At 63.2% G+C, this 16095-nt stretch carries 12 protein-coding genes; 7 read left to right on the top strand and 5 right to left on the bottom strand.

All coding sequences use genetic code 11. The annotated features are described in order from the left end of the window. Nucleotides 1-77: 77 nt before the first annotated feature. The 4 genes from VPH41_RS16805 (at nt 78) to VPH41_RS28480 (ending at nt 6307) form a co-directional block, all read left to right on the top strand. Nucleotides 78-3239, top strand: a complete 3162-nt coding sequence (locus VPH41_RS16805) for a type VI secretion system Vgr family protein (RefSeq protein ID WP_328570864.1) — start codon at nt 78-80, stop codon at nt 3237-3239. After that, entirely contained in the window at nt 3236-4987 is a 1752-nt protein-coding gene (locus tag VPH41_RS16810; RefSeq protein ID WP_328570865.1) for a hypothetical protein, read from the top strand. Before VPH41_RS16805 ends, VPH41_RS16810 begins: the two co-directional genes overlap by 4 nt. Then, complete coding sequence (locus tag VPH41_RS16815; protein ID WP_328570866.1) at nt 4988-6013, top strand: PoNe immunity protein domain-containing protein; 1026 nt, start codon at nt 4988-4990, stop codon at nt 6011-6013. Between the two features lie 69 nt (nt 6014-6082). After that, complete coding sequence (locus tag VPH41_RS28480) at nt 6083-6307, top strand: PoNe immunity protein domain-containing protein (protein ID WP_442906295.1); 225 nt, start codon at nt 6083-6085, stop codon at nt 6305-6307. Here the strand turns inward: VPH41_RS28480 and VPH41_RS16820 are convergent. The 5 genes from VPH41_RS16820 to VPH41_RS16840 are packed head-to-tail and all read right to left on the bottom strand — an operon-like array spanning nt 6304 to nt 13247. Next, complete coding sequence (locus tag VPH41_RS16820; protein ID WP_152282655.1) at nt 6304-7950, bottom strand: T6SS phospholipase effector Tle1-like catalytic domain-containing protein; 1647 nt, start codon at nt 7948-7950, stop codon at nt 6304-6306. The two genes, VPH41_RS28480 and VPH41_RS16820, sit on opposite strands and share 4 nt — an antisense overlap. 3 nt (nt 7951-7953) lie before the next feature. Continuing rightward, complete coding sequence (locus VPH41_RS16825; RefSeq protein ID WP_328570867.1) at nt 7954-8616, bottom strand: hypothetical protein; 663 nt, start codon at nt 8614-8616, stop codon at nt 7954-7956. A gap of 13 nt (nt 8617-8629) precedes the next feature. Then, complete coding sequence (locus VPH41_RS16830; protein ID WP_328570868.1) at nt 8630-9535, bottom strand: DUF4123 domain-containing protein; 906 nt, start codon at nt 9533-9535, stop codon at nt 8630-8632. 2 nt (nt 9536-9537) lie between these two features. Beyond that, entirely contained in the window at nt 9538-12456 is a 2919-nt protein-coding gene (locus VPH41_RS16835) for a type VI secretion system Vgr family protein (RefSeq protein ID WP_328570869.1), read from the bottom strand. Then, entirely contained in the window at nt 12453-13247 is a 795-nt protein-coding gene (locus VPH41_RS16840; RefSeq protein ID WP_328570870.1) for a hypothetical protein, read from the bottom strand. The genes VPH41_RS16835 and VPH41_RS16840 overlap by 4 nt, the downstream gene beginning before the upstream one ends. Nucleotides 13248-13469: 222 nt before the next feature. Between VPH41_RS16840 and VPH41_RS16845 the strand changes: the two genes are divergently transcribed. Genes VPH41_RS16845 through VPH41_RS16855 form a run of 3 tightly spaced genes read left to right on the top strand, consistent with a single transcriptional unit; the run spans nt 13470 to nt 16061 of the window. Continuing rightward, entirely contained in the window at nt 13470-14312 is an 843-nt protein-coding gene (locus VPH41_RS16845) for a M15 family metallopeptidase (RefSeq protein ID WP_287777586.1), read from the top strand. An 11-nt stretch (nt 14313-14323) separates the two neighbouring features. After that, nucleotides 14324-14593, top strand: a complete 270-nt coding sequence (locus tag VPH41_RS16850; protein ID WP_152282650.1) for a PAAR domain-containing protein — start codon at nt 14324-14326, stop codon at nt 14591-14593. 28 nt (nt 14594-14621) lie between these two features. Next, nucleotides 14622-16061, top strand: a complete 1440-nt coding sequence (locus VPH41_RS16855) for a hypothetical protein (RefSeq protein ID WP_328570871.1) — start codon at nt 14622-14624, stop codon at nt 16059-16061. Nucleotides 16062-16095: the final 34 nt, after the last annotated feature.

Below are 16095 nucleotides of genomic sequence, written 5' to 3' on the forward strand. Positions count from 1 at the left end.
TTCTAAGGTGTAATCTTATAAGCAAATCATTGAATTAATTGCAAGTACGTTCATTTCGCCACACGGAGTACCCCTCAATGTCCGACCTGGTTCATGCAAGCGCGTCGTCGCCATCCCGCGCCTCCCCCGGCGCGGCACCCGCCGCCAACGGCTACAGCCAGGCCACGCGCCTGCTGAAGCTGAGCACGCCGCTGGGCCCGGACAAGCTGCTGGCCGAATCCGTGCGCGGCGAAGAAGGCTTGAGCCAGGGATGCGTGTTCCACATCGCCGCCCTTTCGCTCGACGCGGCCATTCCGCTCAAGTCGCTGATCGGCCAGCCCGTCCTGCTGGAATTGCTCATGGCCGATGGCGGCTGGCGCCCGTTCCACGGCCACATCACCGCCGTCGAACGGGCCGGTGCGAACGGCGGCTTTGCCCGCTACAAGCTGACCCTGCAGCCGTGGAGCGCCTTTCTCGCGCACGGCCGCGACAGCCGCATCTTCCAGGACATGGCGGTGCCCGACATCCTCGAAGTGCTGTTCCAGCGCTACCAGGGCCAAGGCATGCTGGTGCCGGCCTGGCGCTTCGAGCTGCTCGACCGCGCCCGCTATCCGAAGCGCAGCATCTGCACCCAGTACCAGGAAAGCGACTGGGCGTTTGCGGAGCGGCTGATGAGCGAGGAAGGCATGTTTTACCATGTCGAGCACGCCGGCGACGCGGGCAGCGCCAGCCTGGGCAGCCATACTCTCGTGATTGCCGACCACAACGGCAGCTTCAAGCCGAATGCCCAGGCCAGCATCGCCTTTACCCAGCCCGGCGCCGTCATGCCGCAAGACAGCATCGACCGCTGGCGCATGCACCTGCGCCAGCAAACCAACGGCATCGAGCTGTCCAGCTGGGATTACCGCACGCGCGGCGAGCGCGCCGTCAGCGTGGGCAGCGCCGCCGGCGACGGCATGCCGCTGGTCAGCCGCGACGCGCCCGGCGCCTACGCCTATGCCTCGCGCGAACAGGGCCAGCGCATCGCCGAGCAGCAGCTGCAGGCGTTCACGGCCAGCAAGGAAGTCTTCGTCGGCGCGGGCACCGTGCGCACCCTGGCGCCGGGTACCACGTTCACGCTCACGGGCCAGGCGCAAACCGATGCGGCCGCCAATGACGACGAGCGCAGCTTCCTCGTGGTGCGCACCGTGCACCTGATGCACAACAACCTGGACGCGGAACTGGGAAGCGGGCTGCTGCAGCGCTTTGGCCAGGGCTTGCTGGACATGCTGACCGGCGAAGAGCAGACGGACAGCCTGCATGCGGCCGGCAAGTCGATCGCCGAGCGCGCGCCCTACCGCAACCGCATCGACGCCATCCGCAGCAAGATACCGTACCGCAGCAGCCGCGCCGACAGCCACGGCCACTTGCTGCATCCGCGTCCCACCGTCTTCGGCCAGCAGACGGCCATCGTCGTGGGCCCGGCCGGCGCGCAACTGCACACGGACCGCGACCACCGCATCAAGGTGCAATTCCACTGGCAGCGGGGCGCGCAAAGCCACAGCCGGCTGGCCCATCCGGCCGCCGACGGCCACACGGGCGCGCCCGGCGACGACAGCGCCGGCACCTGGGTGCGCGTGGCAACGCCGCTGGCGCCTGTCGCCGGGGCCAACTGGGGCAGCAATGCCCTGCCCCGCGTGGGCCAGGAAGTGCTGGTCGACTTCCTTGAGGGCAATATCGACCGCCCCGTCGTGATCGGCACCCTGTATAACGGCCGCGGCCAGGCCGATGCGCAAAGCAACCAGGTCAACCGGGGCGCGGGCGCGGCAACGGGCAATGCGCCCGCCTGGTTTCCCGGCCAGGCGGGCGCCCACGCCCATCCTGCCGCGCTGTCGGGCATCAAGACCCAGGCCATGCAGGCAAGCCAGAGCGGCGCCGGCGCCTACAGCCAGCTAGTGTTCGACGACAGTCCGGGCCAGGCCCGCGTCGCCCTGCAGCGCCATGCGGGCGCGCACCAGGGCACGGCCGAGCTGAACCTGGGCCATCTGCGCCACCAGAGCGACAATCAGCGGCTGGCGCCGGCCGGTTTCGGCGCCGAGCTGAAAACGGAACACAGCGCTGCCCTGCGCGCGGGCGCGGGCCTGCTGCTGTCGGCGCATGGCCGCGATGGCGGCGCGGGCAGCCAGATGGATGCAAAGGAAGCGCTGGAGCAAATCCGGCAAAGCCTGCAATTGCAAACGTCGCTGGCCGAAACGGCGCACAAGCATCAGGCGCTCAAGCTGGCCATTCCCGAGGGGGTGGGACAGCCGGCAGCGGCAACGCAGCCGGATGCCGCGCCCGAGGCGGCCACCTTGCCCGCCATCGCGCAGATGGAGCACAGCGCCACCATCCTGGGCGCCACGGCCGACGGCCAGGCCGCGGATGCGGGACAGGGCCAGCAGCCATCGGGCGGCCAGGGCCAGGTCAGTGCCTACGCGGAACCGCATCTGCAATTGTCCAGCCCGTCCGGCATTGCCGCCACGACGCCCGCCAATGCCGTGCTCACGGCGGGCGGCAGCGCCAGCGTGACGGCCGGCGCCGACATCAACTTTGCTGCGCAGGGCAACAGCATGTATGCGCTGGGGAAAGGCATCAGCCTGTTTACCTACGGCAAGGCCAGCAACAAGGACAAGCCGAACCAGGAAACGGGCATCCGCCTGCATGCGGCCAGCGGCAAGGTCAGCAGCCAGAGCCAGTCCGATGAAACGCGGCTCACGGCGGACAAGGCCGTCACCGTCACCAGCACGGCCAAGAGCGTGGCCGTGGCGGCCAAACAGCACGTGCTGATGACGGTCCAGGGTGCCTACATCCGCCTCGAAGGCGGCAACATCATGCTGCACTGCCCCGGCAAGGTCGATTTCAAGGCCAGCATGAAGGAATTGACGGGACCGGCGAGCAGCCAGCCCACCTTGCCGGCGATGCCGAATGCGGCCGACCTGGGCCGGGCAGTCGAACTGAACCTGCACTATGGCGATCTCGAGCCCGTCATTAACTCCCCCTACAAAATCACGTTCGCCAATGGCACGTCACTCAGTGGATTGCTCAACGACAAGGGCCATGCCCGCCTCGAAAACATTCCTCCCGGCGCGTATCACATTGAATATGGCGAGGACCAGCGCGACTGGGTGGCGCCCCCATTGGTAGCGGAGCCCCGTCTGCAGCAAGCGAGGCAGCAGCTGAAACAGGCATCCGCATTGCTGGAAGCGGCCAGGAAAACCAGTAAACCGGATCCCCAACCATGAGCCAGAACTTTGTCGATGAGATTGTAGAGTTTTTCAAGGACCTGATCCTGGGCGACTTCGAGGATGACCAGGGCAAGGCCGCCATGATCGTCGGCGGCGCCATTTCCCTGATCCCCGTGGTGGACCAGGTGATGGACGTGCGCGATGTCTCGGGCATGATCTACCGGGTCGGCAGGAAAGGCGTGTCGCGCGCGACCCGCGACGACTGGGTCGATATGGCGCTGGCAGCGTTCGGCTGCATTCCGGAAGTTGGCAGCCTGTTCAAGACCATCATCAAGCCCTTGCGCAAGTACCGCAAGGAAGCCGGCGCTGCGGTCGCGGGCGGCAATGTCATGATCGAAGCCATGCTGGGCAAGAGCAAGGGCGCCGCGATCAAATTCCTGAAAACCTTCCAGTGGGCGCAAAACACCCAGCTGGCGATCAGCACGGCCATGAGCGCGCTCGATAACTGCGTGGAGTTGCTCGGCTACCTGTCGACCAGCCATTGGTGGCTGCCGTCGGACTTGCAGCATTTGGCACGCGACATGAAGCCGCAAGTCGAAGCGGTGCGCGGCCCCCTCAAGGCCGGCATTGCGCAAGGCGCCAAGGCGCTGCAGGACTTGATCGAGGACATGCTGGGCGAAGACGCGTTATGGGCGGCAAAAAAAATCGCCGTCGCCGCCGGCACCGGCGCCAATACGGCAGCCAGGCACAATCACAAGCCCGGCAATACACATCCGCACAGCGCCAATGCCCAGTTCAAATCGCCCACGATCAGCACCGATAAAAAAACCAAGGGCGTGGATGCCAAAGCAAAAACCAAAGAACGGGACTCGCCGGGCAAGGGCAAGGAACACAAACCCGTGGACGACTCGCACCGCCAGAGCAGCGACGGCGGCACCGCGCCGGTGAAGAATACGTCGCGGCCGATTCGCGAATTGCTGTCTGAGATCAAATTTGGGCCACGGGGACTGGTCGGTGAGCACATGGCCGACTACTACCATATGGATCATGTGCTCAAGAAAACAGGTGACTGGCCGCATGGCAACATCCAAGGTAAATGGCGCAGCAAGTATCCACGCATCGTCGGACCAGACAGCAAACACAAGCGCCCCACCGAACTGGTGCCGGAAGACCTGGCCAAGGTGACGCTGTCAGGCGTCGATACGATCTGGCAGACCGACACGACTACCTATCACTTCATCGAAGCCAAATTCACCGAGAGCGTGTACAGCCTGCACGGACGGATGAAAAAGAATATGGCAAATGGGAAAATCCCGCGTGCGCCGGCATCGTTAAATGACCGGCAGTTAACTTTATGGGCGTTGCTTGGGGAGCCTAAAAAGGGAACACAGATGGGGAAAAAATGGATTACCAAAAGCACGAATAATCCTGCAATGGTCACGTCCAGCAATTTCAAAAACCGCTGGGTATATCTGATGCTTGGAACTGCAGCCTTGACCAATCCATTTGTTACGGCAGCACATCCCACAGGAAAACTTAAATTAACGGCTGCGCCGGGAATTTTCGAACACATGGAAGCCATATGGGAATTGATGAAATCAAACGATCATTACAATATAAAAATACATGACAAACACAAAAAAACGCATGGAATAACTGATGAATTTGACCATCTGGAAATTGATCGAGTAGCAGATTTGCGTGAAGTAGCGACAAAGTTATCTTCCGAGAAACCTGCGGGACAGGAAAAACCTAAAGACAAGCAGGAAAAACCGAAGTCCCCCAAACGAAAGCCTGGGAAATAAATGCATAACATTCCATTCCATGATCGCCGCCGTCAGCAATTCATTTACCAGGAATTGTATGAAAAAACACTGGAAAATTCGCTTGCCCTGATACAAGTCCAACAGAAAAATAAGGAATCGGCTGAATCCGCGGCAGATCTCAGCCTGGCTTACAATTTTCTGTATCTTGAGAATTTCTGGATTTGGCTACTGGATTACACTGCGGGCATGCCCATAGAGGACCTCGCACCACGCCTGGCTGGCATCGTGGACAAGTTTGCGGAGTGGAATGAAGTCGATCAAATCCATCAGAAGGAAATATTATCGGAATATCCTGAATATGGCCCGTATAAATATCGGGCAGCACCAAATTTCGGCGACCTTGCCGATTATGAAGATACTCTGCAATTACTAAGTATCGCCATATTATTGCGCGACCAGCGTTCGGTCAGTCGTATCATACGCATACTAAGCAGCCACCGTGGACAGGATGGTTTGTTCGAGGAGCTGATTAGCGCCTATGTGGAGGATACGATCATGATCGATACTTGCGTACTTGGCAAGCCGTACGATATCTTGCTGCAGACAGTTTATGAAGATGATGAAAATTCGGCACGGAATTTACTCAAAAAGTATTTGAAACAATGGTACCCGGCAATGAAGGACCATCCTCGCTGGTACAACGGCCACCTCAGAATCAGCGATGAGGGCTACGCGCCATATTATGGTTATTGGGCATTTGAAGCAGCTGCAATGGTTTTTGTTTTTGACTTCGATGACAGCGACATAGACCATTTGGTCTATCCAAGAGACCTCGTTGACTATGCGCGCAAGTTACGTAAAGAAAATCGATATACGAGTATCGATGTGGAAGATGTGACCGGTGTGCACCGTGTCGAAGGCGGCCAGCCCTGCCCGCAAACCGGCTTCTGGGAAACCCCAGCAAAGCTACACAGCCGTAGCCAATTCGCGCAAGGCCAAGTCATGCCTGTTTTTGACGATGCGGCATACGGTGAAACCATCTGGCACTGGAGTGAAGAACAATAGCCAAATTGCATCTCGCACAGCCAGCGATTGGCCCAGCGCCGAGCTGCGTCGACCCACGAGGCTTTGAAATTGCGTACCAGCCGCCGCGAACCCTGCCGTGACAGTCACGAGCGCGACACCTCTTTTTCAAGCTACTGGTCATGGGAGGCGGCGGCTATTGGCTGCCTGCCAGATATCCACGACAGCAGGTATCGCGATGCCCAATTCTATCCGGCAGACCTGACGGCCTTCTTCAGGCAGGCGCCCCTTGTCCAGGCCCCCGAAAGCATGCCAGCCTGTTCCGCCTGCGGCTAAGCTAGCGCCGTGTCGCCACCCGTCGACGCCTCTTTCGGCGGTACCCGCATCGCCTCTTTTACGCCGCCCAATTCCGGTTTTGACCCCTCATATCGCCAGTAAAGATACTTCTTGCCTCGTTTCCCCATGAAATACTGGCGGTTTCGAGACCAGCGGCTGGCTTCGACAAAACCGATACTGGAGTCACTCATCTGGTTCTTGAAACCCGCAACGGAATCATGCACATAACGATCGAAGAATTTGTCGAATAAAGTCCGCTCCGCCGCCGGCATCGACTTTCGGAGCTTGCCTTTCCAGGCATCGTAGATCGCATCTTCCAGCGGCTCCGTCGCACTACGGAAAAAGCCTGTCTTCTTTTCTGCGATATTCTGCACGTCGCGCTCCCATTCGCTGTCCGTCGTGGTCATGTACTTGTCCGGCGTGGCATACATAACGGATTGTCCCTTGGCGATGATGGCTTCGCGTTCCTTGCGTGCCGCGCGCTGGCGTTCCGTGCGTCCCCAGCGCCAGTGATAGTAATTGTTCATGTGGCTGATGACCTGCTTCTCGAGCTGCTTATCTGTGCCGACATGCTTCATGTAGGTGTCGAAGCAGGCCTGCAATTCGCTGCTGATGTTAAACAGCGAGCCGTAATCGCGCAGCACTTCTTCCGGCGACTTGAACGGCACCCCGGCAGCAAATGCCGACAGATACATATTGCATAGCGGAATGCGCGACAGCTCGTTTGAGCGCCCTTCCTGATTCATGTCGTCATAACCGCCGCCCACATCGGAGTGCGCCCCCGGATAGAGGGTTTCCCTGCAGTTCGAATCGGTGGTTTGATCAATGCGGACCGAATCCGATGGAAACTTCTCTCGCACTTCATGCGCGGCCACATAATGCTCGCAAAAGCGCACGTACGGCGGAATGCGCAGATCGGAGGCCCATTCCGCATGGCCGCCCTCGTCGGCCATATACATCACGCCTCCCCAGACAGGTCCCAGATAATATTTGAGATTCGATTCGAGGCGGCTGCCGCCAAAGCCCACCGATGCCACCGTATCGAAAATGCCGAGGAAGTAAATCACCAGGCGGGGCTGGATAAAGCCGCCACTTCTGGTCCAGATCAGCCCATCGCCTTGCTGGTAGCACTGCGCAGCCAGCTGGCGTACAAAGCCCCGCGCCTGAGCCGCACCCCGGCTGAAGCCAAAAACCGCAACATTGATCTGATTCACATGCGGCATGTGTTTATCCACCCGCATCTTCAGCTCCTTCAGCATCCAGCTGATCCGGGCCTGCCCCTTTGCGGCGGATGCCATGCCGAGCGCCTTGTCGATGCCATCGCCGCTGTCTTGAATCTCCGGAAACGGCGTGCCGACCCCTGGCGCATAGATCGCGTAGGTCTGGCTTTTATCGTCTTCGGCCTTATGGGCAAATTTTCCCAGTTTCGCGATATTGCTGTACTTTTCACTCGATGCAGCCAGGGAACCATTGCCATCTTTTTTGAAATTATTGCCAGTTCCGTCAAAAAAACAGCTGATCCAGACGGGCTTTCGGCAATCGGACGCCTTCGCACTGTTTTCCAGTCCCTTGCGATAGATTCCTCGGGCAATCCGTTCGCTTTTCGTGACGTCGCTAAGCCGGCGTATCGTTGGTTTGCTCATGGTCTATTCCCTGTGAGGTGTGCGGGGTATGCCAAAAAACGGATTTTCAATTTCCTGCTTGCAGAACTGGCCCTGGGGAAGGCGCGTGGCATGCCGTTTCACCTGCTCGGCAGTCAGCGGCGATTGCGTCTTGAATGTGCCCAGATGTGCCTGGACTGTGCCATCGGCCAGAAAGTGAAACAGCACGATGCTCGGGCGCTCGGGCTCTTTGGCGGGCAGGATGTCGACGGTCGCCTGGCACCAGCGGCTTCCGGGAGAACTCTGCCTGGAAGTGCGTTCGTCATAGTCGGCGCTCGATTTGCCATCGTGGTAGCTGGTATCGAACACCACGCTCCAGACCACCCGCACTCTGAGCGGCTTGTCCACGGGACCGTCCCATATAAAACAGCAATTTCCGCTACTGAAACTGACTTTTTCGCCATTGTCCATGTCCGCTTCGCTCGCGTCGCGGAAAAAAATGGAACCGCCGCTGGGCGCTTCATCGATATTGAAGGGAAGTGAAATCCCCTTGAAGGCGATGGAATAAATATCGTACGGCGTGTAGTTATATGAGGTGGTGGTGAAGGTTTTCTCGCTTAATGCCTGCTGCAGCCGCTCTTCCTTTTCCCGGGAATTGCAGCCAGCCAGAATAAATATGCACAAGACGATAGAGGTCAATTTTTTCATGTCTGGATCGCCTTCATGCGCGGGTAGCGGAAATATCTTCGAGTGCAGCCCATTGCCCGGGACTCCAGGCCAGGACATGGTCGCTGAATGACTGCGCCGTTCCTGCGGCCTGCAGGGCGATGGCGGCGGGCGGGGCCAGATGAAAATCGGCGCCGAACATGAGCGCCAGCATGCAATAGCTTTTCAAGTCCGTGGCCGAACTCAATCCATGGGCTTGCGCCCGGCCCAGCTGCTGGAAAAAAAAGTCATAGCGCTGGTCAAGCGGCAAGACATCGAGCGCCTGCGCATCATCGTTCTCGATTTGCTTCATCACCATGTACGGCAAGGTTCTATTCATCAGTTCGACATATTGATGTTCTGTCAAGGACATGGGTTCGCTTCCCACGGGTGCTGGCGCCGCATGCCGATCACCGGGTACGGTTTGCGGCTGCCCACGTACGTCCAGATACAGCCATCCTGTAATGTCTGCGAGTGCCGCCTTGCGCTGCGCCGGTTCCAGCACGTCCAGCCAGTGCGGCAGGACCAGGGGATCGTAGTAGCGCATGATCCACTCGGTACCGTCATCGTGCACCACGTCGGTTAGCCAGGTCAGCCGCTCCAGCAATGGCGGCAGGGACTGGTCCGTAACAATCAGCGACATGAAATGGGCGCTGCCAGCCGTGCACAGCAATTTGGCGAGCAAGGGACATTGCCCGCCCCGTATATGCCGCAGCAATATCGGACCAGCGTACATGGCGTCCGGCCTGGCCGATTCGCCCAGCAGGGAATACAGCTCGACGCTGTGATCGCTGGGCAAGCTGATACGGGCCAAGCCATCAAACCTGGCGCCGTCAATCAGGCTGCAGAGGGCCATGTCCTTGTCAAAAGGGGGGTTATGGAGCAGCGCCAGCAGCTGCAAGCCGCACGCGTTGTCGTTCATGGCTACTCCCCCTTCGCGGCAAAGGGCGAGCCGCTCCTGGCCGCATTTAACAGACATTCCATGCAAATACTGCGCGGCATGACCGGCAGTGGATAGCTTTCGCGCTGTGGCCCGCTAAAACTCTTCTTGCCGGCATGCACCGTGATCTTGCCCGGGCACTGAATCGTGATGTTGCCGCCCTCGATCGTGATATTCGCCCCGCCCGCCGTCGACAGGCGGATGCTTTTTGCCGCCGCCCAGTCGATGTGCGCCGTGGCGCTGACCACATGGACGTCGTCGCGCGCCTGCACCTTGAGCACATCCGCCTGCGCCTGCAGGTCGATCGATTGTTTGGCGGCGATCAGCTGCAGGCCGATATTGTCCTCGCCCGCCTTGACCACGCCGCCCAGGGTGCCGATGGCCTGGCCCGCGTGCACGCGCAGCTGGCCGGCACCGACAAATTGCGTATCGAGTCCGCTCATCAGCGACACCGTTTCGCCGTTCGCCATCTGGATGTCCTTGCCGGCCAGCACACCCAGCCCCGCGCGGGCGGCGATGGCGATGATGGCGTCGCTGCTGTGCGGCAGCTTGTCGTCGCCGGGACTGGTGGGCTTGGCAGCCGCATCGCGCCTGGCGGCGGCCGTATCGTCCTGGCTCAGCATGCCCGAGGCTGTCGTCAGGAACGCGGCCAAGGGCGCCGCCTTCTCGTCGAGCACGCTGGCATCGGCCCTGGCCGCGCCGAGGTGGCCCGCATACGCCACGGTCTCGTGCGTGACGGCAGCGGCGCTGAAGGTTGCGCCCAGCTTGGCCGCCTGCTTGAGCAAGACCATGCCCGGCGCATTGTCGCCGGCCGGGTCGCGCGCCTGCGCGTCGTGGTTGACGAGATAACTGGAGATCAGGAGTCCGGCCCCGGCCCGCACGGCGCCGTAATCGTCGGTGCGCAGCTCGGCGCCCGTGCCGCGCAGGCTGCCCCGGTAATTGTCGGCCGCATGCACCAGGTGGCCCAGATTGAGCTCGCTTGCGCCATGGCTGCTCTTGAGCTGGATGCGGCCCTGCTGGTCCGTGTCGTCGAACAGCAGCTGGTTGTAGCCGGCACCGGCACCGGCGCCGCCGAATTCCTTGCTGCGGATACCCCATTGCGCCGCGCCGTTGCGGTGGCTGGCGGCGCCGCCCGCCGCGCCATGCCACAAGGGACTGTTGCCGCCCGCCACATTGCCCTGCGCCGACGGGACATGGTCGCGCGCGGGGTCGAATACGCCCGCATCGGACGGCTGATCGGCCACGCCGCCCGGAGTCGGTGCGACACCGCCCTCGCCCTGTCCGTTGTACAGGGCGCCGACGATGATGGGGCGGTCGATATCGTTTTCCAGGAATTGCACCAGCACTTCCTGGCCGATGCGCGGCAGGAACTGGCTGCCCATGCCGCCGCCGGCCGAACGCTGCGCCACGCGCACCCAGCAGGTGGCATTGCCGTCCTGCTGCCAGTGAAAACGGATGCGCACCCGGCCCAGCCTGTCGCAATGGATCTCGCTGCCGCCGCTGGCGCGCGCACCGCCATCGGGCCCCACCACGATGGCGCTCTGGCTGCCGAAGGCCGTGGGTTTCGGGTGATGGCGCAGGTCGCCGCCGTCTTGCGCCGGGCGCCACGGCGTATCGGCCGTGATCGCTTCAATATGGTTGGCATAGCCGCTCTCGGCCGCCTGCGCGATCACTTGCTGGAAATGCGCGATATCGCCCGGCGCCAGCGCCTGGTCCATCAAGCCTTCCTGCAGCAATTCGGGAATGGGGCCGAACAGTTCGGCCAGCCCCTGCCGGGCCGGCGCCGGCAGGTTGTTGACGCCCACGCTGCACACGCGCAATACGACCAGGGTGGGCGCCTCGTCGCCCTCCTGTTGCAAGGGCCCTTGCGTCAAGGTAAAACGGGTGCCGGCGCGCAAGGTGCGCACGGTGGAGCGCGCCTCCCAGCGTGCGCTGCGCGCTTCGATCGCCTGCATCTGCAGCAAGGCATAGCGGGCCGCCTGGGCCGCATCGGCATAAAAATACTGGCCCGGCGCATCGTAGCTTTCCAGCACCATGGCATTCTTGCCGCCGGGCGCCAGGCGCGTGGGCACGCTGGCGCTGACGGCTTTCTTGGCCTTGTAATCGTAGCTGAGGACGGTCGCTATCGAGGTGCTCAGCGCCCGCCCACGGCGCAGCGCCTGGATCGCATCGGCCTGCTCCATGGCCCGCGCGCCGTGGAAGCGCAAGCCGCCGCCGGCAACACTGCTGGCGTCTTCCGGCACGGCGCTCAGCGTGCTGCTGTCGGCAAACAGCACCAGGCAGTGGCCGCCCTCCTGTTCTTCGAAACGCCATGCCAGCCCCTCTTCGGCCAGCAGGCGGCTGACGAAGGCCAGGTCCGATTCGCGGTACTGGCAGCAATAGCTGCGCGGCGACGCCTGCTGCATGAACGGGCCCGTGTCGTCGCTCCAGCGCCAGACGGCCTGCGGCGCGTAGGCGGCAAAGACGCTTTCCACAATCTCGGTCACGCTCTTGTCTTGCCACACGCGGCTGTTGCGCGCCTGGCTCAACAGCCACAGCCACGGCGTCAGGCGCAGCCGGAAACGGGCCAGGCCCCCTTCGCTGCCCAGCATGGCCGCCGCGCTGACATAGCCGCTGAACGCGGCGCGGCTGCCGTCGGCCAGGCTGGCCTGCAAGGTGGCCAGCTGGCCCAGCAGCGGCGCCAGCGCCAGGTTGGCATCGGTAGAGAGCACGATGATGTCGCGCGCGCCCACGCCTTGCACCTGCTCGTCGGAGGCAAACGCTTCCACCAGCAATCCGGCCGCCGTATCACCGCCATCGCCGCCATCGCTGCCCAGGACCAGTTCATACAGCCGCGTCACGCTGCTGAAACCGGCCAGCGACGCGCCGACCTGCGTGGCCTGGTCCGTGCGCGCAGCACTCATGCGCCGGCCTTTGCGGCGGACTTGGCCGCCTTGCATTGGGGATTGCCGGCGCCGCGCCCTTTGCACACGCGTTCGCGACACGCGTCGGCCGCCGCGCGCTTCAAGCTCGCGCATTGCTGCAGCTGGGACCGCAGGCTGGCGGGCGGGGCGGGAACGGCTTGCGTGTGCGCCACGAGTGCCGCCAGCAAGGCGATATCGCTTTCTTCCTCGCGGCTGGTGGACGCTGCCGCCTCGGCCTTGGCGGCCGGTTTTTTGGCCGGCGGGTGGGCTGGCTTGGGCACGCTTTTGGCGGGTGTTTTGGCGGGCGTCCTGGCAGGCCGCGCGGCAGGCGCCGACGGCGTTTCCAGGGCCTTGCTCAGCATATCGGCGGGAGGCGTGGCGGCAGGGGGACGGGCTGGCGCGGCAGTCAGCATGTCATTCAGGCTCTGCCGCGGCGCCGGGTCGATGGCGGCTGGCGCCTCATCGTGAATGCGGGCCGCTGCGGGCGGCGCTGGCGGGACAGTGGCGGCGGCAGCCGGCAAGGCGGCCGGCAAGGCGGCCGGCGCCAGCGCCTGGCCATCCGCTCCCCGCTGTCCCAGCCAGACGCCGGCGGCCAGCAGCAACAGGGCGGCAGCCGCCCCTGTCCCATAGCGTACGGCGCGCCGGCCGCCCGGTGCGCCGCCGGCGACAGCCCCCGCCTTGCCGCCTTGCAGCGTGGTCAGGATACGGTTACGGTCGGCCTCGGCCTGCTGCGCTGGCGTCAATAAGCTGGGCCGGACCGAGGCCCTGGGGCTGTCGTCGTGAGGTCGCAAAATGTGAGCTCCTGTAATATTTGCAAGAGATTACGCTATTCAACAAAATCATGACGCGTGCCATAAAATCAACAGTGTGCACCCCCGCACAATTGAAATGCACAGTCCGTTAATTAGCAGTTTTGTAAGATATACTCCTGAGCAATATCCGTGACCCCGCAACGGCATTAGCCGGGGATATCACAAATTCTGCAGCCAAACATTCTTTTGATTGAGGTGCGCGTGTTCCTACTCGCGGTGGCACTGTATTTCATACTGGCATGCCTGATCAGTTGGCTGGCGCTGTTTCCGGCCGGCCGCGATTTTGTCGTGCAAGTCATGAATGGCGCGGAACAGCGCCTCGCCGCGTATTACCGCCGCCTTGCCAGAAGCCGGCAGGCGGGCCTGGCCAGCGTGTGCCAGGGCGGGACTGCCGCACTCGGCCACACGGCCGCCTTCCTGCGACGCCATTACCTGCTGTGCCTGGCGGGCATGGCCGTGATCAGCCTGCCGACGGTCCTTGCCCTCATGGCCGACAGCAAGCGCATGCTGGGCGCCTACGATGTGTCGACGCGCGAAATGAATGTCCAGGTGGCCAACCTGCTGCAGGGCGAGCAGCTGGTGCCGCCCGTCGACCTCCCGCCGCTCGTGTTTGCCACGGAAGAAGTCCGGCTGGCACGGCCCCTGCTGGTCTCGGCCAGCCGCAACTGGACACTGTTGAATACGGAATACGCGCAACGTTTATTGCTTATCTTTAAAATAATGAAAGAAAAGCATGGCTACGACATGGCGCTGCTGGAAGGCTATCGCAGTCCGGAGCGGCAAAACACGCTGGCGGCCATGGGACCGAGCGTGAGCAACGCAGCCGCGTTTCAAAGCTGGCATCAGTACGGCCTGGCCGCCGACTGCGCGTTTTTGCGCGACGGCAAGCTGGTCATTTCGGAAAAGGACCCGTGGGCCATGCGCGGCTATCAATTGTATGGCGAAGTGGCCGAATCGGTGGGCATGACGTGGGGCGGACGCTGGAAAATGATGGATTTCGGGCATACCGAGCTGCGTTTGCCCGGTGTGATGAAAAAAAACTGAGAGGAGCGCATATGGCGGGTCCGGTAATCAGATTGGGCGATAAAACCTCGCACGGCGGTACCGTGCTCGAAGCATCGGCCGTGAGCGACAGCGGCGGCATCGGCATCGCGCGGGTGGGCGACAAAGTGGCCTGCCCCCTGCCCGGCCACGGCGTCTGTCCCATCGTCAGCGGCGACCCGAGCCTGGTCGTCGATGGCCGCCCCGTGGCCCGCCACGGCGACAAGACCAGCTGCGGCGCGGTGCTGATCGCCAGCCAGCAGACCACCACGGACCAGGCATGAGCGCGCGCCTGTACAAGGAAGAGCGCTGATGCGCGCGTGGCTGCGGCGCTGCCTGCTGGTGCTGGCCGTGTTTGCGCTGTGCTGGGGCGGCGCCATCTGGTACTGGCGCGCCAGCACGCGCGTGCCGACAGCGGGAGACCTGGCCGGCGCCATGCTGGTGCTGCCGCTATCGCTGCTGCTGGCATTCTGGCTGGGCAAAAAACTGCTGGCCAGGCTGTCAGCCGGGCCAGCCATGGCCACCGCCACGGCCGCGCCGCAGGCCCAGGCGGCACCGACGGCAGCGCCGCCGGCGCCCCTGCACATCGTCGCGGCCGCCCTGCGCATGCCGGGCGGCGCCACGCCCGAGGAGCTGGCGACGGCCATGCAAGCGAGGCAGGCCCGCCCCGCGCTCGATACGGACCTGCTCGATGAAGACGGCTACCCTTTGCTATGCGGCAAGGTCGCGGAAGTACAGGAAGACTTGCAGCAAGACACGCTGGCCGCCTGGCTGCGCCAGCATCCGCAGGAAGGACTCGATGCCCAGCGCTTCCCCTTCAATCCCGAGGATGTGCGCGCGCTGGCCCTGGGCGGCGAAGTGCTCGCCGATCTGGCCTACGAAGCCATGCGCCATCCGCTGCTGCCCGCATGCCTGACGGCGCCCGCCTCCGCCCGCGCCGCCATGGCGCTGCCCACGCTGCAATTGCACCTGCTGCTGCCCCCGGCGTGGAGCGCTGCCCAGTCGCAGGCGGGCAGCGCCTGGCTGCGCCAGCTGCTGCTGCAACAAGGCTGGCCGCCCGAAAAGCTGGCCGTGCCGGCCCTGCCCTCCCTGCCCACGCCAACGCCGTTCGCGCTGCTCAACCACATCGCCGCGCGCGCGGCGCTGGACGGACAGCCGTGCCTGGCCATCGTGCTGGCCTGCAATTCCTACATCGGCGAGATGAGCGTGCACGACTGGGCCAGCAAGGGCCTGCTGTTCAGCGCGGCACAGGCCGATGGACAGATTCCCGGCGAAGGCGCGGCGGGCCTGCTGTTGGCGAACGCGGCCGAAGCGGCGCTGCTGGAAGCGCCGGCGCCCGTGCTGCTGCACCAGGGGGCCACGCAGGCACGCGACACCGCCCGAGCGCGCAAGCATGGCGACCCGGCGTTGCTGGCCAGCCTCGCCGCGCAGGCGCTGGCTGCCGCCGCCGTACTCCCCGCCGACATCACGCTGGCAAGCGCCGATACGGACCAGCGCCCGGGCCCCATGCTCGAACTGATGAATTGCGCCACGGCCCTGCTGCCTGAACTCGACCTCGGCACCCAGGTACAGAGCGTGGGCGCGGCGTGCGGCCATGCCGGTCCCGTCGCCGCCCTGGCGGCGCTGGCCCTCGCGCAGCACGCGGCGGCCAGCGCGCCCGGCCAGGTCCTATGTCTCAGCAATCTCGATCCACTGCACTGCGGCGCCATCGTCGTCGGCCCGCCCGCCGGCGACGGCAACGACGCCGGCTGACGCTGCCACCCTCCACCCACGCACATTAACGGCT

This window comes from Janthinobacterium sp. P210006, assembly GCF_036231885.1.
In the GTDB taxonomy this organism is placed as follows: Bacteria; Pseudomonadota; Gammaproteobacteria; order Burkholderiales; family Burkholderiaceae_D; genus Janthinobacterium; species Janthinobacterium violaceinigrum.

Coding starts and splice junctions, on each gene's coding strand:
- VPH41_RS16810 (WP_328570865.1), top strand. CDS start 3,236: ATGAGCCAGAACTTTGTCGATGAGATTGTAGAGTTTTTCAAGGACCTG.
- VPH41_RS16830 (WP_328570868.1), bottom strand. CDS start 9,535: ATGAACGACAACGCGTGCGGCTTGCAGCTGCTGGCGCTGCTCCATAAC.
- VPH41_RS16815 (WP_328570866.1), top strand. CDS start 4,988: ATGCATAACATTCCATTCCATGATCGCCGCCGTCAGCAATTCATTTAC.
- VPH41_RS16825 (WP_328570867.1), bottom strand. CDS start 8,616: ATGAAAAAATTGACCTCTATCGTCTTGTGCATATTTATTCTGGCTGGC.
- VPH41_RS16805 (WP_328570864.1), top strand. CDS start 78: ATGTCCGACCTGGTTCATGCAAGCGCGTCGTCGCCATCCCGCGCCTCC.
- VPH41_RS16835 (WP_328570869.1), bottom strand. CDS start 12,456: ATGAGTGCTGCGCGCACGGACCAGGCCACGCAGGTCGGCGCGTCGCTG.
- VPH41_RS16850 (WP_152282650.1), top strand. CDS start 14,324: ATGGCGGGTCCGGTAATCAGATTGGGCGATAAAACCTCGCACGGCGGT.
- VPH41_RS16820 (WP_152282655.1), bottom strand. CDS start 7,950: ATGAGCAAACCAACGATACGCCGGCTTAGCGACGTCACGAAAAGCGAA.
- VPH41_RS16855 (WP_328570871.1), top strand. CDS start 14,622: ATGCGCGCGTGGCTGCGGCGCTGCCTGCTGGTGCTGGCCGTGTTTGCG.